This window comes from Mesorhizobium ciceri biovar biserrulae (assembly GCF_001618845.1).
Lineage (GTDB): Bacteria > Pseudomonadota > Alphaproteobacteria > Rhizobiales > Rhizobiaceae > Mesorhizobium > Mesorhizobium ciceri.
Map to the genome: position 1 here is coordinate 2,270,223 of NZ_CP015064.1, position 20,124 is coordinate 2,290,346.

General features: G+C 63.2%; 19 protein-coding genes. 8 read left to right on the top strand and 11 right to left on the bottom strand.

All coding sequences use genetic code 11. The features are described 5' to 3' along the window. Nucleotides 1-3 precede the first annotated feature (3 nt). The 6 genes from A4R29_RS10270 to A4R29_RS10295 are packed head-to-tail and all read right to left on the bottom strand — an operon-like array spanning nt 4 to nt 5,813. Nucleotides 4-939: a phosphatidate cytidylyltransferase gene (locus A4R29_RS10270; RefSeq protein ID WP_063171840.1), complete on the bottom strand. Its 936-nt coding sequence runs from the start codon at nt 937-939 to the stop codon at nt 4-6. Then, the gene (locus A4R29_RS10275; RefSeq protein WP_013532377.1) at nt 939-1,601 is read right to left on the bottom strand and encodes a lysophospholipid acyltransferase family protein; all 663 of its coding nucleotides are present in this window, start codon (nt 1,599-1,601) and stop codon (nt 939-941) included. Before A4R29_RS10275 ends, A4R29_RS10270 begins: the two co-directional genes overlap by 1 nt. Then, nucleotides 1,598-2,041: a hypothetical protein gene (locus A4R29_RS10280; RefSeq protein WP_013532376.1), complete on the bottom strand. Its 444-nt coding sequence runs from the start codon at nt 2,039-2,041 to the stop codon at nt 1,598-1,600. The genes A4R29_RS10275 and A4R29_RS10280 overlap by 4 nt, the downstream gene beginning before the upstream one ends. Further along, nucleotides 2,038-3,363: a phosphatase PAP2/dual specificity phosphatase family protein gene (locus tag A4R29_RS10285; protein WP_063173640.1), complete on the bottom strand. Its 1,326-nt coding sequence runs from the start codon at nt 3,361-3,363 to the stop codon at nt 2,038-2,040. Before A4R29_RS10285 ends, A4R29_RS10280 begins: the two co-directional genes overlap by 4 nt. A 5-nt stretch (nt 3,364-3,368) precedes the next feature. Continuing rightward, nucleotides 3,369-5,153, bottom strand: coding sequence for a bifunctional alpha/beta hydrolase/class I SAM-dependent methyltransferase (locus A4R29_RS10290; protein ID WP_063173639.1), 1,785 nt, complete (start codon nt 5,151-5,153; stop codon nt 3,369-3,371). 51 nt (nt 5,154-5,204) lie between these two features. After that, nucleotides 5,205-5,813 (bottom strand): CDP-alcohol phosphatidyltransferase family protein, encoded by a 609-nt coding sequence (locus A4R29_RS10295; protein ID WP_063171841.1) that lies wholly within the window; start codon nt 5,811-5,813, stop codon nt 5,205-5,207. 195 nt (nt 5,814-6,008) lie between these two features. Between A4R29_RS10295 and A4R29_RS10300 the strand changes: the two genes are divergently transcribed. The 3 genes from A4R29_RS10300 (at nt 6,009) to A4R29_RS10310 (ending at nt 9,504) form a co-directional block, all read left to right on the top strand. Beyond that, complete coding sequence (locus tag A4R29_RS10300; protein WP_013532372.1) at nt 6,009-6,488, top strand: MarR family winged helix-turn-helix transcriptional regulator; 480 nt, start codon at nt 6,009-6,011, stop codon at nt 6,486-6,488. Continuing rightward, nucleotides 6,485-7,666 (top strand): HlyD family secretion protein, encoded by a 1,182-nt coding sequence (locus A4R29_RS10305; protein WP_013532371.1) that lies wholly within the window; start codon nt 6,485-6,487, stop codon nt 7,664-7,666. The genes A4R29_RS10300 and A4R29_RS10305 overlap by 4 nt, the downstream gene beginning before the upstream one ends. A gap of 305 nt (nt 7,667-7,971) precedes the next feature. Then, nucleotides 7,972-9,504 carry a DHA2 family efflux MFS transporter permease subunit gene (locus A4R29_RS10310; protein WP_013532370.1) on the top strand — a complete coding sequence of 511 codons (1,533 nt, stop codon included), beginning with the start codon at nt 7,972-7,974 and terminating at the stop codon, nt 9,502-9,504. Between the two features lie 49 nt (nt 9,505-9,553). Here the strand turns inward: A4R29_RS10310 and A4R29_RS10315 are convergent, their stop codons facing one another. Beyond that, nucleotides 9,554-10,063, bottom strand: coding sequence for a CAP domain-containing protein (locus A4R29_RS10315; RefSeq protein WP_032899511.1), 510 nt, complete (start codon nt 10,061-10,063; stop codon nt 9,554-9,556). A gap of 251 nt (nt 10,064-10,314) precedes the next feature. Further along, a complete protein-coding gene (locus A4R29_RS10320) occupies nt 10,315-11,538 on the bottom strand; it encodes a TadE/TadG family type IV pilus assembly protein (protein WP_027163217.1) in 1,224 nt (407 codons plus the stop codon). Between the two features lie 300 nt (nt 11,539-11,838). Between A4R29_RS10320 and A4R29_RS10325 the strand changes: the two genes are divergently transcribed. After that, on the top strand, nt 11,839-12,663 hold the full coding sequence (locus A4R29_RS10325; protein ID WP_063173641.1) for a DUF2189 domain-containing protein: 825 nt from the start codon (nt 11,839-11,841) through the stop codon (nt 12,661-12,663). Nucleotides 12,664-12,677: 14 nt separating this feature from the next. After that, nucleotides 12,678-13,529, top strand: a complete 852-nt coding sequence (locus A4R29_RS10330) for a dienelactone hydrolase family protein (protein WP_063171842.1) — start codon at nt 12,678-12,680, stop codon at nt 13,527-13,529. Nucleotides 13,530-13,554: 25 nt separating this feature from the next. Here the strand turns inward: A4R29_RS10330 and A4R29_RS10335 are convergent, their stop codons facing one another. Both A4R29_RS10335 and A4R29_RS10340 read right to left on the bottom strand, forming a co-directional pair. Then, entirely contained in the window at nt 13,555-14,187 is a 633-nt protein-coding gene (locus tag A4R29_RS10335) for a LysE family translocator (protein WP_063171843.1), read from the bottom strand. A gap of 131 nt (nt 14,188-14,318) precedes the next feature. Next, nucleotides 14,319-16,304, bottom strand: a complete 1,986-nt coding sequence (locus A4R29_RS10340) for a TadE/TadG family type IV pilus assembly protein (protein WP_174564967.1) — start codon at nt 16,302-16,304, stop codon at nt 14,319-14,321. Nucleotides 16,305-16,534: 230 nt separating this feature from the next. On the opposite strand from A4R29_RS10340, the gene A4R29_RS10345 reads away from it, so the two are divergent. Beyond that, nucleotides 16,535-17,395, top strand: a complete 861-nt coding sequence (locus tag A4R29_RS10345; protein ID WP_063170199.1) for a TIGR01459 family HAD-type hydrolase — start codon at nt 16,535-16,537, stop codon at nt 17,393-17,395. Nucleotides 17,396-17,401: 6 nt separating this feature from the next. Continuing rightward, nucleotides 17,402-18,382 (top strand): bifunctional riboflavin kinase/FAD synthetase, encoded by a 981-nt coding sequence (locus A4R29_RS10350; protein WP_063171845.1) that lies wholly within the window; start codon nt 17,402-17,404, stop codon nt 18,380-18,382. A 1-nt stretch (nt 18,383) separates the two neighbouring features. Here the strand turns inward: A4R29_RS10350 and A4R29_RS10355 are convergent, their stop codons facing one another. Then, complete coding sequence (locus tag A4R29_RS10355) at nt 18,384-18,938, bottom strand: HdeD family acid-resistance protein (protein ID WP_013532362.1); 555 nt, start codon at nt 18,936-18,938, stop codon at nt 18,384-18,386. A gap of 194 nt (nt 18,939-19,132) precedes the next feature. On the opposite strand from A4R29_RS10355, the gene A4R29_RS10360 reads away from it, so the two are divergent. Then, the gene (locus A4R29_RS10360; protein ID WP_063171846.1) at nt 19,133-19,939 is read left to right on the top strand and encodes a MipA/OmpV family protein; all 807 of its coding nucleotides are present in this window, start codon (nt 19,133-19,135) and stop codon (nt 19,937-19,939) included. Nucleotides 19,940-20,124 lie beyond the last annotated feature (185 nt).

Here is a 20,124-nt window from a genome sequence, read left to right on the forward strand (position 1 = left end):
GGATCACACGGTCCAGAAATAGCGCACGATGTGGAAGAACACCGGGGCGGCGAAGACCAGGCTGTCAGTTCGGTCCATCATGCCGCCATGGCCTTCGATGAGATGGCCCCAGTCCTTGACGCCCTGGTCGCGCTTGATGGCCGAGGCGACCAGCCCGCCTAGGAATCCCATCGAGCAGGCGACGAAGGCCACGGCTGCCGCCTGCAGCGCCGAAAAGGGCGTCACGAACGACAACAGCGCGCCGAGCAGGCTCGCCGACACCAATCCGCCGATCAGCCCTTCCCAGGTTTTCGACGGCGAGACGTTCGGCGAAAACCGGTGTTTACCAAACAGCTTGCCGAAGATGTACTGCAGCACGTCGCTGCCTTGCACGACGATGATCAGGAAGGCGATCAGCAGCAGGGTGCGGCCCTCGAAGCCTGGCACGTCGAGTGTCAGCAGGGCGGGGACGTGGCTGACGCAATAGACCGAGATCATCACCGCCCATTGCTGCGCGGCGATCCGCTCGAGGAAGCGTTCGGTGTCGCCATGCAGCGCCGTGATGGCCGGCATCAAGAGGAAGCAGTAGACCGGAATGAAGATGACGAAGAGCCCGTACCAGGCGGTCCACACCAGCCAGTACTGAAACGGGATGATGATGCCGAACATGCCGAGCAGCACCCAATGGTCGCTGCGGCGCGTATGCGTCAGCGTCACGAATTCGCGCAGCGCGGCGAAGGAAATCAGCGCAAACAGGATGGTCATCCCGTAACGGCCGAAGAAGAAGGCGACCGTCATCAGCGCCACCATCACCCACCAGGCGTTGATGCGCTGCGTGAGATTGACAAGCGTCGAGCTCAGCGGCTTCGGCGCTCGCGCCGAAAGGATGGTGGCGACGATGCTGGCGGTGGTCAAAACCGCCAGCAGGCCGATGATCAGGATGGAGATCTCGTGGCGCATCAATCGTCTCGCTCGGGACGCGGGTTGAGCGCCAGAAGCGCGGCGTGGGCGCGCTCGAGAAAGGCGCGGCGTTCTTCGCCCGGGCCAACCGCGACAGGCGCGCCGAAAACGACGCGGCACAGCAGCGGCACCGGCAGGAACTGGCCCTTGGGCAGCACGCGCGACATGTTCTCGATCCAGCACGGGATCAGCTCGACCTCAGGCCGCGCCGTCGACAGATTGTAGAGCCCGGAGCGGAACGCCAGCAGCGGCTCGTCTGTCATGTTGCGTGTGCCCTCGGGAAACAGGATAAGCGAGTGCCCTTGGTCGAGAACCGACAGCATGATCTCGATGGGGTTTTCCTCAGGTCTCGTCCATTGCCGGTTGATGAGCACGGACGACAACATGTCCTGCGCGATGAAGCGGCGCAGCCGCGACTTCCCCCAATATTCGCCTGCGGCAACAGCATGGGTGATCGCGCGCTCCCTTTCGCTGAGACAGGCCGACAAAAGGATGAAGTCGCCATGGCTGGTGTGATTGGCGAAATAGATGCGCTGCCGCTCGGAGGGCAGGCTGCCGTTCCAGATCGGCCGCACCCCGGTCACCATCCGGGCCAGAGCCGACAGGCCGACGGAGGTTACCGTCTGCAGCAAGGTGAAGGTCTTGAGCGAAAGCTTGTTCATCGCGGCGCCCAAAACCCTGCCGCCAGAAGCGCTGCGGCAAACAGAGCCAGGGCAGCGCGCTGCTTGAACAGCAAGCGGCTTGTGCCGGCCATGCGGTCATCGAGCAAGCGTGTCGCGAACGGAGCCGGTTTCAGGCGCATGCGCGCCAACATGTCATCCACCGCGGCACCGCCGGAAGCTTCGTCGTCATGGCTCGCCATCAGTCGGAACAGCAGCGCGTCGAATGCCAGCAATGCCGACAGCGCCAGCACCGCAACCGCGCTCGCGGCGGCGATCGACAAAGCGATGGCCGCGGGCAAGGTCTCGAAGGCACCGCGCGCCGACGCGGCTAGAGGCGCAAGGACATTTGCGGCCAGCACGATTGCGGCCGGCCACGCGGCCTGTCGCATCAGCATGCCGGCGAAGCGGTCGGTGCGGTCCTGATAGGTATTGCCTGTCATGACGCCGCCCGCCCCGTAGCCTCTGCAAGATGAATCGGCCGGCCGGCGGCCGCGAGCATCTCGCGGGCGAGCGCTGGCGTCCCGGCCCTGCCGGTCGCCACCAGCCATTCGGCGACGACGCCGGCGCTGCGCTGGAAGCCGAGCGCGCAGCACACCAGGACGGTGCCGTCGCGGCGTGCATTCTCCAGCGCGCCGGCTGCCTGTTGCCGTATCGCCAGTGGCGGCGGCAACAGGTCGATCATCGGAAAGCTGATCCAGCGGCAATCGGTTGCCGCCGGCTTTTCGAGTTCGGCGGCGAGGTCGATGACCGTGCCGAAGCTGTTGGCCTCGCTTGCCGTGGGAAAGCGCCCGAGAAAGACACCTTCGGCAATCGCCACCTGGGGGGCAAGATTGCGCGTCCAGGCCCATATGTTTGCCCTGGCGCCGAGACGGAAAGGCAGGAGCAGGACACGGCTTGCAAGCGTGATGCTGCCATCGGCGGATTTCTGGAACACCTTTTCGCCTGCCCCAGCATAGGCGAAGGCGACGATGGCCAGCGCCAGCGCCGGCCAAAGCAGGAAGAGCGCGACAGCGCAAAGGAAGGCACCGAGCGCGGCACCGGCCAGCGCGAGGACGGCGCCCAGCGCGTAGAACCGCGCCAGCCGCCGCGCTTTCGCATCGTTGGTCAGCCGGAAGCCTGCAAACGGCAATGCGCCGCTACGCGGAAACAGCCACAGCGCAAAGAACCCGAGCAGCGCGCCGGTCGGGATGTCGATGAAGTGATGCTGCCAGGTCGTCAGCACCGAGGCGCCGATCAGAAAGCTCCAGCCATGCCAGAGCGGCAGGAGCAACCCGCCGAGCCGGTGGCGCCAATGATCCCAGATGATCGCCAAAAGGGCGATATGCAGCGAGGGCGCCTGGTTGAACGGCTTGTCGAAACCGCCGAGCACGGCAAACAGGAAGCCCGGCAGGCCGGTCGTCGCCGGTCGCACGAATGTAGCGGTCAGCGGGAACAGGATGAAGCAGATAACGGCGACGATTTGCGCGGTGAGATAGCGTCCGGCCAGACGGTCGACCCCTTGCCTGTCGTTGTTGAGCAGCAGCGACAGGCCGTAGAACAGGTTGATCGACCAATAGGGCACGATGGTCCAGGCGACGAACGGGATGCCGTGCTCCCACGAGAACACGATACTGCCGACATCGTCGCGCCGCGACGCCAGCCAGTTGGCGAAGCCGTAGCTGAGATAGAAGAACGGCGCCAGGAAGGCCAGCCACAGGGCTGCCCTGACGACCACCCGGCTATAGGGTTCGGCACGCGCCACGGATGCAGGCGATGACACCATGCTGCTCAGCGGCGCCGCGCGAGCGAGACGGTGAAGATGCCCCATTGGTCGATGCGCTGGTCGAGCTTTTCGAAACCGGCGGCTTCGACGAGCTGGTCCATTTCGCCTTGCGTGCGCCGGCGCATCACCCAGGCCTCGCCGCCGCGATGCGAGGTCAGGCTGCGGGCGATCATCTCGAGCTGCGGGTGCCAAGGCTGGTTGGTGTAGAGCAACAGGCTGCCCGGCTGCATGGCGCTGGCCAATCCACCGAGCGAGCGGGCGATCATCGCATTGTCCGAGAATAGCTCGTAGAGGCCGGAAACGATGGCGAGGTCCGGCGCCGGATCGGCGTTGGCGAGCATGTCGGCATCGAAAGCGTCGGCGCGCTGGAACGTGACGTCAGCCGGCAATTGCCGCTCCGTGATCAGCTTGCGGCCAAGCTGCACGTTGAGGTCGGAATAATCCTGCAGACGCACGCTCGCCGGCTGGTCGGGGCTCTTCACGATGGCATCGAGAACATAGCGGCCGTGGCCGGCGGCGATGTCGAGAATATGCACTGGCCGGCCAGTGGCCTTGAGCGTTGCCAGGCAAGAGCCGATCAGTTCTTCGAGATGCAGCTTGCGCTGGCGGATGCCGCGCCAGCCGATGGCTTCCAGGAAGACACGGTCGACGACGCGGCCAAGGGGCGTAAGTCCGCGCGCGTCGTTTTCGTAGACATAATCCAGCGTCGAGCCGGAATCGAAGCCGGTGGCAATGCCGGTCTTCATGCCTTGGGAGACCCAGGCGCCCATGCGGATGGAGGCGCGGCTGAATGCCCAATAGAGGCCCTTTGGCGACATCAACGCGAGCGGTGAAGCAAGCCGGTCGGCCTCGTCGCGTGTGTAGCCGGCAATGTCCGCCTGCTTCAGGTCGACCGGCGCATCCGGTGCCGCGAATTGCCTGGCCAGAAACGGCCGGATCAGGTCGAGGGCCTGCGCCCGGTCGCGTTCGCCCAGCGTGTCGTGGAAGAAGCCCGGCAGCACATGACGTTCCTTGATGCGGCTGCCGAGATTGACGAAGAACTCGTGCTGCGGGCCGTGGCGCACGACCCAGTCGCTGCCCGAAAGGAGAAGCTGCGTCGGCGCGGTGATGGCGCGGGCGTCCGCAACGATGCGGGCGGCATGCTGATAGAGTTCGATCAGGATGTTGGAACTGATCGGCCGCGTGATCAGTGGATCGCTCTCGAAAGAGGCGATTCGCACGGGATCATGGGTCAGGAATTTCGCCTTGACGTAGGAATTGACGAAGAAGCGGCCATTGATCTTCTGCCAGAGCGCTATGCCCTCCTTGGCGAAGGGCACGTAGAGTTTTACCGAGAAGGCCGGTGAGGCCAGCACCATGGCGCGCAGCTTCGGCGCATAGTCATGCACCCAGGCGGCGGCCAGAACGGCGCCGAAGGACTGCGCGATCAGCGCGATATCGCGCGTGGCGAAGCCATCCCTTTCAGCGATCTCGCGCATGAAGCAGTCGATGTCGCGCACCAGCGCCGAGAAGGACGGGGCATAGCCGCGCTCGCCGGACGAACGGCCATTGCCGCGGGCATCCCAGGCATAGAAGGCGTGGTCCGGCATCCGCAATTCATCGACGAGATGGGCCATGCGGCCGCCATGCTCGTGGCCGCGATGGAAGAGCACCACCGCGCCTTTGGCATCGGCCGAAGCCGCCGGCCAGAAGCGGTAGAAGATCTCCGTCCCGTCATGGCTGCGGAAGACCCGCTCCTGCGCTTGCCGCGCAAGGCTTTCCGTGACCGCGGCCGCGATGGGTTCGTGCATCATGGTCTTTCCCTCTGGCGGCCCCACTGGCGGCATTGCGAGCCTCGATGCTCAGCTGGCGCTGCCAATAAGCCCGGCGCGTATCCGGTTTATGGCGGTCAGCAGCGAAAGCGTTGCCATGGCCGGAAACACAAATGGCGCGATCGATACCGGCCACAGCCCTGCGGCGCACAGCACGGCGACGACGCCAAGCGCCAGCGCCCTGTCGCTCTTGCCGAACGGCCCGGCATAGTTGCGGCCGATCTTGGCGGCGATGCCGAGCACGCCGGCAAACTCGGTCAGCGCCGCCGATATTGCGAAGGCGACGACGCCCCATGCGCCAAATTCCGGAAAGACGGCAAAAGGCAGAATCAGCGCGAGGTCCGAAACGACATCGCACAACTCGTTCAGATACATGCCGAGCGTCGAGGCTTGGCCATGCTCGCGCGCCAGCATGCCGTCCACGGCATTCAGCGCCATGCGCACGAACATCACCACGGGGATAAGCAACAGCAGCCAGCGCCATTCATGCCGGATCGCAATGGCCGCGCCGGCGGCTATCGACATCGCGGCCGCCAGGATGGTTATGCTGTTTGCGGTGACCCCGATAGCCGCCAGCCGATTGACCAGCGGCCGCAGTCGACCCTGGAAGGCCGGCTTGAGAGCGTAAAGCGTCGGCATTGCGTTGATCCCCCGATCCTGTTCAGCGGCTGTACATCAATATGCCAGACGCGACCAGCGGAGAGGCGGCGCGGCCATCATGCGTTCGCAAATCGATAACCATGATTTGCCCGGCAAAGCTGTCATGCACATTTGTCGGCTTTGTGTGCACTGCGGCATCTTGAATAGTGAGCACGCTTATTATATATCTCGCTCATGGTTTCCGATGGCATCGACAGATTGGGCTTCTTGATCCACGACGTGCAGCGCCTGATGCGCAAGCGCTTCGAGGCGAGGGCCAGTGGCTTGGGGCTTTCTTCGGCGCAATGGCGGCTTCTGGTCCGCGTTGCCAAGGAAGACGGTGTCGCGCAGGCGCGGCTGGCCGAACTTCTCGAAATCGAGCCGATCAGCGTTTCGCGCCTGGTCGACCGCATGGAGGAGGGAGGCTGGATCGAGCGTCGTTCCGACGCTGCCGATCGCCGCGTCCGCATGATCTTCCTGACGCCCAAGGCAAGCGATGCCTACGCCGTGATCAAGAGCATTGCCGGAGAAGTCTATGAGGAATCGCTGGTCGGCGTGAAACCGGAAGCCCGTCGCGTCCTCGTCGAGGGACTTGAGGCGATGGTCCGCAACCTGACCGACGACGAGACGCCGTCCATTGAAAAAGTGAAGAACACAGAGGGCGCAGCAGCATGAACGCGGTAGCCAAGATAGACGAGAAAGTGACCGAACTGGAAATGGAAGCGCCGGCGCAGCCGGCCGCGGCCCCGGCAACCGTTGCTCCCCCGGTGCAGCCGGCTCCGGCGCCGGTGAAGAAAAAGCGCCGGCTGGGCCGCTTCCTGCTCATGGTCGCGCTGCCTGCGGCATTGGCTGTTGGCGGCGGCTATGTCTGGGTTACCGGCGGCCGTTATCAGGAGACCGAGAACGCCAATCTGCAGCAGGCCAAGGTGTCGATCGCTTCCGACACGGCCGGCCGCATCGTCAAGGTCGACATCTTCGATAACCAGCTGGTCAAGCAGGGTGACGAGCTGTTTGCCATCGACCCCGAGCCCTACCGGATCGCGTTGGCGCAGGCCGACGCGGCGGTGGCGGGCGCGCGTCTCAATGTCGAGCAGTTGCGCGCCGCCTATGGCCAGTCGATGGCTCAGCAGAAGTCCGATGCCAGCCAGGTCGCCTTCGCCCAGTCGCAGTTCGACCGCGCCGCCGATCTTGCCCAGAAGGGCATCAACGCCAAATCGTCGCTGGACGAAGCCAAGAACGATCTCGACAAGGCCAAGCAGCAGCTCGCCGTTGCCGAGCAAGGCATCATCAGCGCCAAGGCAGCCCTTGGCGGCAATCCCGACATCGAAACCGACAAGCATCCGACCGTGATGGCCGCGCTCGCCGCGCGCGACAAGGCCGCCTACGACCTGGCGCAGACCACGGTCAAGGCGCCGGCTGACGGCATCGTCAGCCAGGCCTCGTCGTTCAAGGTTGGCCAATATGTCGGTTCCGGCACGCCGCTGTTTTCGCTGGTCGAGACCGGCGACACCTGGATCGATGCCAATTTCAAGGAAACGCAGCTCACCCATATGAAGCCCGGCCAGAAGGCCGAGATCGTGGTCGACACCTATCCGGGGCGCACCTTCGAGGCGACGGTCAAGGCGATCGGCGCCGGCACGGGAGCCGAGTTCTCGCTGCTGCCGGCCCAGAATGCCACCGGCAACTGGGTCAAGGTCACACAGCGCATCCCGGTTCGTCTCGAACTGACCGATGCGGACGCCAAGATGGCGTTGCGCACCGGCATGAGCGCCACCGTTACCGTCGACACCGGCGTGGCGCGTGGCCTGCCTTCGATCTTCGGTCACGCCACGGCCGGCGAGGCCGCGCAGTAACGTCAACAGAATGCCGCAGGACCAGCTGCAGAGGTGAATAGCAGGATTGGTCTGATGGGAGGAGCTGGAAGGATCAGCGTTTGGGCACGCCGCATAGCGGCCTGGCCGAAGTCTGAAATCTCCGACGCGGACCCGTCGGTCCTCATGTTTCCGGGCGGCAGGCATCCGCTCATCAGAGACTTTCAGTCGATGTAACCCCCACATCGACAATCGCGTCCCACCGCGACGAGGGTCTCTCAACGGAAGGCGTCGCCGCCCGGAAACCCCTTGTACACGTTTTTGTTACCTGCTGGAAGTTCCACGCCATGAGCACGCCCGAACCCTTCAAAGAAGTGCCGCATCGCGGCCTGATCACGGTCGCGCTCATGTTGGCGACGATCATGCAGGCGCTCGACACGACGATCGCCAACGTCGCGCTGCCGACCATGACCGGCGATCTCGGCGCCTCGCCTGACAACATCAACTGGGTGCTGACCTCCTACATCGTTGCCGCCGCCATCATGACGCCGGTCACCGGCTGGCTGGCCGATCGCTTCGGCCGCAAGGAACTGTTCCTGACGGCGGTGGTCGGCTTCACCGTGTTTTCGATGCTGTGCGGCATCGCCTGGAGCCTGGAGACCATGGTGTTCTTCCGGCTGATGCAAGGCGTGTTCGGCGCCGCGATCGTGCCTCTGTCGCAGACCTTCCTGCTCGACATCAATCCCAGGGAACGCCATGGCCAGGCGATGGCCATCTGGGGCGCCGGCATCATGCTGGGTCCGATTCTGGGCCCGACACTCGGTGGCTGGCTGACCGAGAATTTCAACTGGCGTTGGGTGTTCTTCATCAATCTGCCGGTCGGCATCGTCGCCTTTCTCGGTATGGCCGCTTATTTGCCGGCTATCGCGCGGCGCGTGCGCGGCTTCGATTTCTTCGGCTTCGCCATGATATCGCTCGGCGTCGGCGCGCTTCAGCTGCTGCTCGACCGCGGCGGCGAGGTCGACTGGTTTTCCTCGGTCGAGATCTGGATCGAACTTGGTCTTTCGCTCACCGGCTTCTGGGTGTTCATCATTCACACCATGACGGCCGAGCACCCCTTCATCGATCCCAAGATCTTCCTCGACCGCAATTTCGTGACCGGGCTGGCATTCATCTTCGTCATGGGTGTGCTCATCCTGGCGAGCATGTCGCTGCTGCCGCCGATGCTGTCGACCATCTTCGGCTATCCGACCGTCACCATCGGCATCGTCATGGGGCCACGCGGCGTCGGCACCATGATCTCGATGCTCGTCGTCGGGCGGCTCATGAGCAGGATTGACGCCAGGATCCTCGTCGTCATCGGCTTCCTGCTGACCGCGCAGTCGCTCTACACTATGTCCAGCTTCACCCCGCAGATGGACAATTGGCTGATCATCAGCTCCGGCGTCATCCAGGGCCTGGGCATGGGGATGGTGTTCGTGCCGCTGTCGACCGTCGCCTTCGCCACGCTTGACGTGCGCTTCCGCACCGATGCCACGGCTCTGTTCAGCCTGGTGCGCAATCTTGGCTCGTCGATCGGCGTGTCGGTCGTGACGGTGTTGATGGTGCGCAACACGCAGATCAACCATGCCGAGCTTTCGGCCTTCATCAATCCGTTCAACCCCAATCTGTGGGCTGTCTCGCCGGCGGCCGCAGGCGGCGACCCAACGGCGCTCTCGCAGGTCGATCGCATGGTCAATCTCCAGGCCATGATGATCTCCTACGTCAACGACTTCAAAATACTCATGGTGATGACGCTGCTTGCCATCCCGTTTGTTTTCCTGCTGCGCAAGCCGAAGCAGGCGCCAGCCGGCGGCGCGCCGGCGGCGCATATGGACTAGCTTTCCATCAAATCGTCTTGGGGGTGGCGCACCGAACCGGCACGTTTTCCTATTTTCCGAGCACGAGGCTCCAGTAACGGAGCTTGCTGTCGCTGCCGTCGCGCACATAGGCAAGGCCGAAGCGTGTGAAGCGCGGGTCGAGCATGTTGCGGCGATGGCCTGGTGAATGCACCCAGATGTCGAACAGCTTCTCGAGGTCGAAACGACCCTCGGCGATGTTCTCCGCCGCGGCACCGGAAATTCGATTGTCCCTGACGCGCGAGGCGAAATCCTTGCCCCAGCCGGTGGTGTGGCTCATGCGGCGGCGCTGCGCCATGTAGCCTGCCTGCTGCAGGGCGGCCTGTTCGAGCTGCCGGTCGGGGACCAGCGGCGCGAGCCCGGCCGAGGCGCGGATGCTGGCCAGCGTGCTGGTGGCGGAGGAGGAGACCCCGGCGCCTTCACCGGTTGGCAGTGAAACGGTGCTGCAGGCGGCGAGCCCCGCCAGGGCTGCGAGGCCGGTCAGCACCATGCGCCTGTTCAGCTTCGGGATCGGGTGGGTTTCGATTTTCGCTATGGTCATGCCCCTGAGATAATGGCGATCATGGCTTTTGCCGGGCAGGGCGGCGAAAATCGAAGAGGGGGCGACAGACTGACGCTGGCCGGTATAACGCTGATCGGCGTGGCATGCTGGGCGGAATTTCACCAGGCGATCGACGGCGCTGCCTATCCCAGGCTGGCCGGATTGCGCCTCGCATCGAAACCGATCCGGCCGTGCGTTACCGCCATTTTTCTCAACGCTACCGCTGGCGCCGCCGCACGTCAGGTTGTCTCTCATTTCACCAGAGTGATCATCCGATCGGCATACATTGTGCGATTTCCAAGCGCCGCCGCGCAGTCCGACTTGACGGAAGAGTTCCCGGTCATCTGTATCGTATTGCCGACAAGCCTGAGACAGTCGCCCTGGGCGCTCATATCAGAGTTGCCGGCGTAGGAAATGGGCGCGTCCGGCGCGTAGATGAAACCGCTGAGCACGGAATTTGCGCCACCATTCAATGTCAGGGCAGACGTGTTGCCGTGATCCTGGAAAATGGTGATGCCAGCATAAGGGCCGCTGGTGGGCGGGGAAAGGTTCACCTTCTCATTGGCATTTATGTAGATCTGAGCGCTTTCCATGAGGAAAATGGTCACGCCCTGGCCAGTCAGGCTGCCGTTTCCCCCTGGCTTTATGGTGGTGCCGCGCATGATGTAGACGCCCGGATTAAGCGTGATGTTCCCCGATAATGTCTTGTCGCAATAAGTGCCGGGCGACAGCGTGTAGGTTTTGCCGTTCGGGACAGGCAAACACAATGTGTAAGGGGGAGGAACGACGTCGGCCAATGGATCAAAGGACGCGTACCTATGTTCGTGCGGCGTTCCGCAGGCGAGACTGGCGCTGGGTGGCAACAGCCCGCTGGTGCCACCGACGGTTGAGACACAGCCGGCCGAAACCAGTGCGGAACCACCCCTGTTGACGGAATCCGACGCGTCCGAGTTCGCCGCGATCACGCAATTGTCCATCGAGACGTTGGTCGAGCCCTGCAGGTTCACGGCGGCGGACGCATGCGGATCGAGCGCCAGCACGCAGGCCTGTGCGCCAGGTTTTATCTTGACCGAGGCCGAGCGGTAGGCCTGCCAGGGGGCCGAGGCGCTGATGAAGCTTGGGCGGCTTATGCTGGACGACAGCGAGATAAAGTAGGCGCTTGGACTGCCGCTTGCCGTTGCCGCGAAAGCGGAGACGCTGCCCAAATATTCCTGCTGGTCGGCCGCGCTCATATTGGCGGCGAAGAACTGCAGCCCAAGCTGCTGGACATCGCCAGCCGCCATATCGGGAGAGAACTTCGTGCCGATGGCGAGCCCAGCCGCGTCCAGCGAGTTCTGGAGTTGCGAGGCGTCATGGCTCGTGCCGATCAGATCGACGGCGCCGGCCAAACCAATCATTATTGGCAGCATAGCGAAGGCGGTCGTTATGGCAAAGTTGCCGCGCTCCGAAGACCAGAAGGCTTTCAATGCGAACATAGTCCCTCGCCGAAACTCGTAAAGCTCAGGTGATACGCCAGGGATCCCTACGAGTAATTTAAGTAAATGCTAAAATGCGTAAATGCTAAAATGCAGCACAATGATTGGCCAAAACGAAGGTCTGCCAAGGTACGCCATATGAGAGGCCATACGGAGAGTTGAACACAACGAGGAGTTGCTCCCCAGGCCATTGACCCGGCGACAATCGCCGCCAACTCTGCTATCATGCTTCTCGATCTTGAAGTGGCAGCTCTGGCGGCCATCCAGGCGGTGACCGCCCCGACACACGGGAGGAAGGTTATGGCCGGCTTTCATGTCATGGCGGACGCACGTGGAATGCATGTGCAGCCGGCGGTGCGCCGCATCGCCACGTCGGACCTTTGGGATGCGTTGCGTCTCGGGTTCGAGGATTTCTGGGCAAAACCATCGCACTACGTGTTCCTATGCCTGATCTATCCCATCGTCGGCCTGATCCTGACGCAGTGGACGTCCGGCGCCAATGCCATCCAGCTCATCTATCCCCTGATGTCGGGTTTCGCGCTGGTCGGGCCGTTTGCGGCGCTCGGTCTTTACGAGATCAGCCGCCGGCGCGAGCTCGGCATGAACACCTCCTGGCGGCACGCGTTTGATGTCCGGCGCTCGTCCGCGATCCCGTCGATCGCCGTCATCGGCGTCATGCTGGTGGCGCTGTTCCTGTTGTGGCTCTACACCGCGCAATCGATCTACACTGGCCTGTTCGGAGACCAGCCGCCGGCCTCGATCGGCGGCTTCATCCGCGACGTGCTGACCACCAGTAAGGGCTGGACGCTGATCCTTGCCGGTAATGCCGCGGGCTTTGTCTTTGCCGTAATCGTGCTGGCCACCACTGTGGTTGCCTTCCCGCTGCTGCTCGACCGCGACGTCGGCGCCGTCTCAGCCATCGAGACCTCGGCCCGGGCGGTGATGGCCAACCCGCTGCAAATGGCGCTGTGGGGCTTGCTGGTCGCCGTGCTTCTGGTGATCGGTTCGATCCCGCTGTTTGCCGGGCTCGCCGTCGTCATGCCGGTGCTCGGCCATGCCACCTGGCATCTCTACCGCAAGGTGGTCGAGCCGGAGCGGGCACAGCAGATAAGACGGCCGATGTAACGAAGCAGGCACCCATGGCCTTCACCCTGCCGAGACTGCCCAACAAGGTCGTCTGTCTGACCTGCCTTTGTATCGGTAGCTACCTGCATGCCGCGCCAGCGCGCGCTGACCAGCCGGTGCAGTTTGAAAGCGCGGCTTCGGAGCCAACGCCATTTCAGAAGCGCATTGCGCAAGCGGGCGGCAACGTCCCGAGGGCCGTTCCCGGCACGCCGCTGCAGGGGTATTTAACGCGTCCGCCGGGTGAGGGGCCGTTCCCGGCTGTCGTGGTTCTGCACGGATGTTCAGGTTTGCCCCGAAGTGTAAGGAAAACCTGGTCCGAGCGACTGTCTTCCTGGGGTTACGTCGTCCTCGTCGTCGACAGCTTCAGCACCCGCGGCATTAAGGAGACCTGTGATGGCCTCCACCCTGTTGATCGCGTATATGACGCCTACGGCGCTCTGGAATACCTATCAAAATACAGTTTTGTCGACCCGCGGCGCATTGCGTTGATGGGGTTCTCCGCTGGCGGGAACGCAACGCTCGAGGCCTTGCAGTCTGGTGGAGACGAGCGGCTTATGGAGCGCAAATTCAAGGCTGCGATCGCCTACTATCCGGATTGTTCGGCAACGAATGGCGACATGGCGGTCCCGACCTTGATCCTGATCGGCGAGCTGGACGATCGGACCCCCGCCAAAAATTGCCAGGAGATGATGACGCAGCGCAGCGGCAAGGGAAGCTCTGTGCAGCTTGACGTCTACCCGGGTGCTCGTCACGGATTTGACTCCGCAGGATTGAAGACCGGCATCGAGGCCTATGGTCAGTACAATACTGCCGAGCAATCCATCCTTGCCTCTCATGCATTCCTGAAAGAAGTCTTCGGCGGCTGACAGCGGCGACCGCCGGTTTGCACTCTCAGCGCTGCGCGTCTGTCGCCATCTTTAGCGCAAGAGCCGCCAGCACGGTTCCCATCATCCAGCGCTGGATGACCAGCCACAAGGGCCGTCCGGCGAGAAAGGTGGCGATTGAACCGGCCGTTACCGCGATGACGGCATTGACGCTGAGGCTGATCGAGATCTGTGTCGCGCCGAGCACCAGGAGCTGCGACAGGACGTGACCCTTGCCGGGGCTGATGAACTGCGGCAACAGCGACAGATAGAGCACGGCCACCTTCGGATTGAGCAGATTGGTCATCAGGCCCATGGCGAAAAGCTTGCGCGGCCGGTCCCTCGGCAATTCGCGCACTTCGAATGGCGAGCGTCCGCCCGGCTTCACCGCCTGCCAGGCCAGCCACAGGAGATAGAGCACGCCGGCAAAGCGCAGCGCATCATAGGCGAAGGGCACGGCGAGCAGCAGCGCGGTGATGCCGAATGCCGCCGCCAGCACATAGAAGACAAAGCCAAGCGCCACGCCGCCAAGCGAGATGAGCCCCGCCTTCGGCCCCTGCGACAGGGAACGCGAGATCAAATAGATCATGTTGGGGCCAGGCGTCAGCACCATGCCGAGGCAGACCAGCGCGAAGGCGAGATGATTGGCTGTTTCGGGCATCTGTTCTTCCCCAGCGCGCCGCGAATGGACGCGCGATCCGGCAGGCGGCCAAGATGTGCCTGTCCCGGGAGGCGCGCGCAAGTGCATGGCGGCGTCAGCCGTTGTTCCAGCCAGCCCCCGATGCCTGAGGATCAGCCGACGATGCGCAGGTTCGACAATTCGTTGCCGATTTCCTTGAAATCGTTCGACAAGCTGGCGCCGGTGGCATTCCAGAACAGTTTTGCCGGCTTGCTCGCGTCCGTTGGATCCTTGCGGAAGCGCGAGTTCGACGAGCAGGATTTCAGCGCCTCGATCGCCTGCTGATCGGCGGTTTTGGTCGTCGACAGGTCGAGCGCCACCGTCATCACCATGATATTGGCTGCCTTGGCGTTGTTGCAAAGCGTCGCCATCTGCTCGTTGAGCGCATTGGTGTAGTTGCCGTTCGAATAGTCGAACTGGCCAATGGCGCTCGATGTGCCCATGAACAGGCGGCCCACCGAAGTGCCGTTGTAGCCTGGGTTGAGATAGCCAAAGGACGCATAGGTCGATTTCGAATCGGCGGGGTCGGAATGGCTGAGCGAGGACGGCGTGTAGTAGGTATTGGCGCCGTCGGTCAGCACGATGACGACCTTGTCGTTGCCTCTCTCGGTTTCCGGGCGGCCTTGCGTGAACGGCTCGCCGCTCGAAACCACCCGCCAACCCCAGGCCATGCCTTCGGGAACATTGGTGCCGCCATCGGGCTTCATCAGGTCGATCGCGGCCTTGATCGCGGTAAGCCCAGTGGTAACGCTGACATCGGTCAGCGGCGTGATCGGGTTGGTGGAGCAGCTGTAGTTCGGCCCGTTGCCGGCGGCCAGCGCCGGCGCATTGATCGGCCTCGGTTGGAAATATTTGGACATGTTGCGCAGCCGGGATTGGCCGGTGCTGCTCGTCGGGTCGTCATTCCACCAGCTGTTGATGGCGCCATAGGTCGTCGGCGCGGCCTCGTCGGGATCCTGGGTGAGCCTCCAATGGTTGCCGGGTTCGTCCGGGGCGAACATCGGCACAAACATCGTCGCCGGATCGCCGACCCCTATGCCGGTGTTCGCCGAGCCGCCGGAAGGCGCCGCGTCGTTGACATTGTAGGGATAAGGCCTGGCCTCGACGCAGCCCTGCCAACTGGCGAACGGGCCATAGGTGTCGATGTAGTCGTATTCGTCGTGGTCGCGTTTGCAGGTGTTGTTCGGGTTGTATTCGTCGCACACCACGCGCTTGCTGTTGACGACACGCTCATGGTTGGTGACGACCTTCATGTCGCGATAGAGCGAAAACCGGGTCAGCATCTGGCCTTCGTCGGTTCCCCATCCGGTGCCGCGCTTGTACCAGATGCCGTTGGTCTGCTGGGCGTATTTGTCGGCTGCGTTCAGCGTCGACCAGTCGAAATTCTCGTTCGATACCGGCGACAGGCCTTCGGTATCCACCCAGGGCGCATTGCCGTTGCCGGGCCCGACATTGACCGAGGCGGCAAACGGCACGAGGCCGAACTGCACCGGCCTGTCGACCTGCTTGATCATCGCCGCCTGCTGGGCCAGCGTGTCGACCAGCTGTTTTGCCGCGGTCTTGAGAAGGTCGATGCGCGTTTGCCCCGAGCCCGTTCCGGTCTTAGTCATCGACCCGGAATTGTCGAGTACCAGGGCGACTTCAAGAGTGTTCTTCAGCCGCACTTCCGAGGTGATGTTGAAGCTGATCCTCTGGTTGGCGTCGGTTTCGGATTTGCCGACGAGCTGGCCGAAGACCGGATAGAAATAGGGCTTGTAGTCCAGCCGCGCGGTCATCTTGAGCAAGCCGCCGCCGGTGGTGTTGCTTGGCAAGGTAACGGTGAGCGTCGTATTGGCGGGATTGATCTTGTTGAGGTTGGCATTGAAGAAGTCGAGCGCATAGGCCCGCAACTGGTCGTCGGTGGCACCCTCCGTCAGCCGGCGCGCCGTGGCGAAGTTTGCGGCATCGAGCGCGTTCGAAACCGCCTGTTTTTCGCGGCTCATCTCGGTGAAGTCGACGGCCATTGCCAGGGCGCCCATCAGCGGAACCATCGCGACGACCGTCATAAGAGCATAGTTGCCGCGTTGGTCGCGGCAGAACTGACGCCAAAGTCCATGCATGTCTTGGAGCGGCCCCCGCCGGCGGATTCTCGATCGACGCCAGCTTTCCACAAAACGCTGAAGGCCGGGTTTGGCAAATCGCTCTATTGCCGGGTCAGCACTTCACCAACCGCTAACCAATCGTGCCTGGCGAAAGCTGGTGACAGGCCGGAATGGTTCGGCTAATCCGAACCGGCTGCGGCGAACCGTCTGTCGTGGCGGTCGCAACGATCATGACTGAAGGAAACGGCATGGCGGATTCGCCTGAAATCATCGGCTCGCTCGAAGACGTGTCGAAGGCCTATTCGGCAATCCTGTGCGACGTCTGGGGGGTGGTCCATAATGGCGAAACGCATTTCCCTGTGGCAGCCTCCGCATTGGCAAGGGCTCGAGAGGCGAAAATCCCCGTCGTCCTGATCACCAATTCGCCGCGCAGAAGTGCCGATGTCGTAGCGCAGATGAACGCGATCGGTGTTCCACCGTCAGCCTACGACCGGGTGGTTACCTCAGGCGACGTGACCCGGGATCTGATCGCCGAAGGGCCGCGCAAGATTTTCCATATCGGCGCCGACCGCGACTTCACCCTCTATGAAGGTCTCGACGTCGAGCTTGTCGAGGAGTTCGAGGCGTCCGGCGTCGTCTGCACCGGCCTGTTCGACGACGAGGTCGAGAAGCCCGAGGATTACGCGGAGCTCCTGCGGCGGCTGCGCGCCAGGAACCTGCCTTTCATCTGCGCAAATCCCGACATCGTGGTCGAACGTGGCGAACGCATCATCTGGTGTGCCGGCGCGCTGGCGCGTGACTATGCCCAGCTCGGCGGCCGCACATTGATCGCTGGAAAACCTTACGCGCCGATCTACAATCTCGCGATGAAGGAGGTTGCCGAGATTCTTGGCCAGCCGGTCGAGCGCGGCCAGGTGCTGGCCATCGGCGACGGCATGATGACCGATGTGAAGGGCGCCGCCGACAATGGCTTCGATGTTCTTTATGTCTCCGGCGGTATCCATGCCCGCGACTATGGCGATGCCCTGCAACCGGATCCGGCAAGATTGGCGGCCTTCCTGGAAAAGCATGGCTATGGTCCGGTGGCCGTCATTCCCAGACTTCGGTAGGTGACGATGGCAGCCTTCCAGCGCATCCTGGCAACCGCGCCGCTTCCCGCCGACCTGCGCGGCGGCGTCGTGGCGATCGGCAATTTCGATGGCGTCCATCGCGGCCATCAGGCGGTGCTCGAGCGAGCCTCGGCCGAGGCAGGACGACGCGGCGTGCCGGCCCTGGTGCTGACATTCGAACCGCATCCGCGCAAGATCTTCAGGCCTGATATCCCGTTGTTCGTGCTGACGCCGCCGCCGATGAAGGCGCGGCTGCTGTCGCTGCTGGGCTTTGCCGCACTGGTCGAACAACCGTTCACGCGCGACTTCGCCTCGCTGTCGGCGGAAGCGTTCGTGACGGATGTGCTGGAGACGAACCTCGGCATTACTCACGCCGTGACCGGGTTCGACTTCCATTTCGGCAAGGATCGTCAGGGCGGCCCGGCCTACCTGATGGCGGCCGGCGAGCGTCACGGCTTCGGCGTCACGCTCGTCGACGCGTTCCGGGACGAGGGCGCCGAGGTGGTGTCGTCCAGCCGCATCCGCGGATTGCTGGGCGAGGGTGAGGTGGCTGAAGCCGCCGGTCTGCTCGGCTACCGGTTCACCGTCGAAAGCGAGGTGGTCGGCGGACAGCAGCTCGGCCGCACCCTTGGCTTTCCGACTGCCAACATGAGGCTTTCGCCCGAAGCGACTCTGAAAGAAGGGATTTATGCCGTCCGCTTCCGCCGCGCCGACGGCACGCTTCACGACGGCGTCGCCAGCTTTGGCCGCCGCCCGACAGTCGACGACAATGGCGCGCCGCTGCTGGAAACCTTTGTCTTCGATTTCTCCGGCGACCTCTATGGCGAGGTTTGTCAGGTTTCCTTCTTCGGTTTCCTGCGTCCGGAGGTGAAGTTCGAGGGGCTCGACGCGCTGGTCGCGCAGATGAAGCGCGATGAAGCCGAGGCACGCGCGCTGCTTGCCGGCGTCAGGCCGCTCTCCGACCTCGACGCTGCGATGGCATTTTAAGCTACTTCTTCAGTGCCAGGCCAACGGCGATGAAGGTCCAGCCCTGGAAGATCAGATCGATCGCCAGGAACAGACCGAGCACCCACAGGCTGTTGACCGGCCAGCCCATGGCGATGATCAGGCCTGCAAGCGCGGTGATGACACCGGCGGCGACGATCCAGCCCCAGCCGCGTTCCGGCCGATGGCTGTAGCCGACCCAAGCCCTGAGCACCCCTGACGCGACGAGCGCAATCGCCAGCAGGAACGTCAGCACCGCCGAGGCAAGCAGCGGATTGCCGAAAGCGAAGAAGCCGGCAACGGCGTACAGCAGTCCGCTGAGCAGCCAGTAGAAGAAGCGGCTCCAGGTCTTGACGCCGAACGCGTGCACGATCTCGATGATGCCCGCCATCAGCATCAGCCATCCCACGACGTAGACGGAAGCCACCGTGGCGACGAACAGGTTGGCGAAGGCAATGCCGCCGAAGATGAGCAGCAGCACACCGAGCGCGACAAACCATCCCCATTTTGTTCGTGTCTGTTCGATCGCGATTTTCAGGGCGTCGCCATGCAGGGTCATTGTCGCGGTCTCCATCGAGGGCTGCGGAATACTGCGGATGGAAGGTAATCCGGGCGCGGGCCAACGTCCAGTCGATGACCGGCAGGGGGATCGCGGCAAAGCGCGAGCGTATGTCTCGGGTTTAAATCAAATTTTACCAAACGGCCGTCAAAGCTGTCATCGGTAATCGTGTGTGTCGTGTTAGTGGAGTGGCCATGAGTCCGGTCGGAAGAATCTCTCTTGTGTTGGCCGCTGCGGTGCTGGGTGGAGTGGGCGCTGCCAATGCGGGCGAGGGCAGCTGGCTGTCCGGCGACTGGTATCTGACCGTTGGCGCCACCGGCCTGGTCGCGCCCAATTTCGAGGGCGGCAGGAAATACATGCTGAGCGCCCAACCCATCATCTCATTGGGCAAGGCCGGACCGGCGGCACGCTTTGTCTCGCGCAACGACAACATCTCGTTGGCGCTGGTCGACGATGGCGGTGTCCGCGCCGGCCTGACCGGCAAGTTCCTGTTTTCCCGCGACGACGACAACGCCGATGAACTGAAGGGCCTCGATCCGGTGCGCTGGGGCGGCGAAGTCGGCGGCTTCTTCGAATTCTATCCGACGGACTGGCTGCGCGCCCGCGCCGAGCTGCGCCACGGCATTCGCGCCCACAACGGCTTTGTCGCCGACATCGCCGCCGATGCCTTTTACGACGTGACGCCGACCGTCAGGATTTCGGGAGGACCGCGTGTTTCCTTCGCCTCTGGCAACTATTTCGACGCCTATTATGGCGTCAACGCGCAGGAAGCGGTGGCCTCCGGCCTGAGCGAATACCATCCCGGTGGCGGGCTGAAATCGACCGGTCTTGGCGGCGCCATAACCTGGAAGGTGACCGAGCCGATGACCGCCAGCCTGTTTGGCGAATATTCACGCCTGATGGGACCGGCGGCCGATTCCAGCCTGGTCAAGGAGCGTGGCGACCGCAACCAGTTCACGGTCGGCGTGTCGACCACCTACCGCTTCGATTTCACGATGTAGGTGAATCGAACGAGAGACGCTTTATTCCTGCCGTGGCTTCGGCTAAAAGCCCAGCCATGACCAGCTTTTCGCGCCTTTTCGCGATCGCGATACGAATTACAGGCCCGGTGTTCCGGGTGGCCTGAGCGCCGCCGGAGCCGCCGGGAGTTTCTGCGCGCCCCTCGCGCTTTTTTCATAACATGATA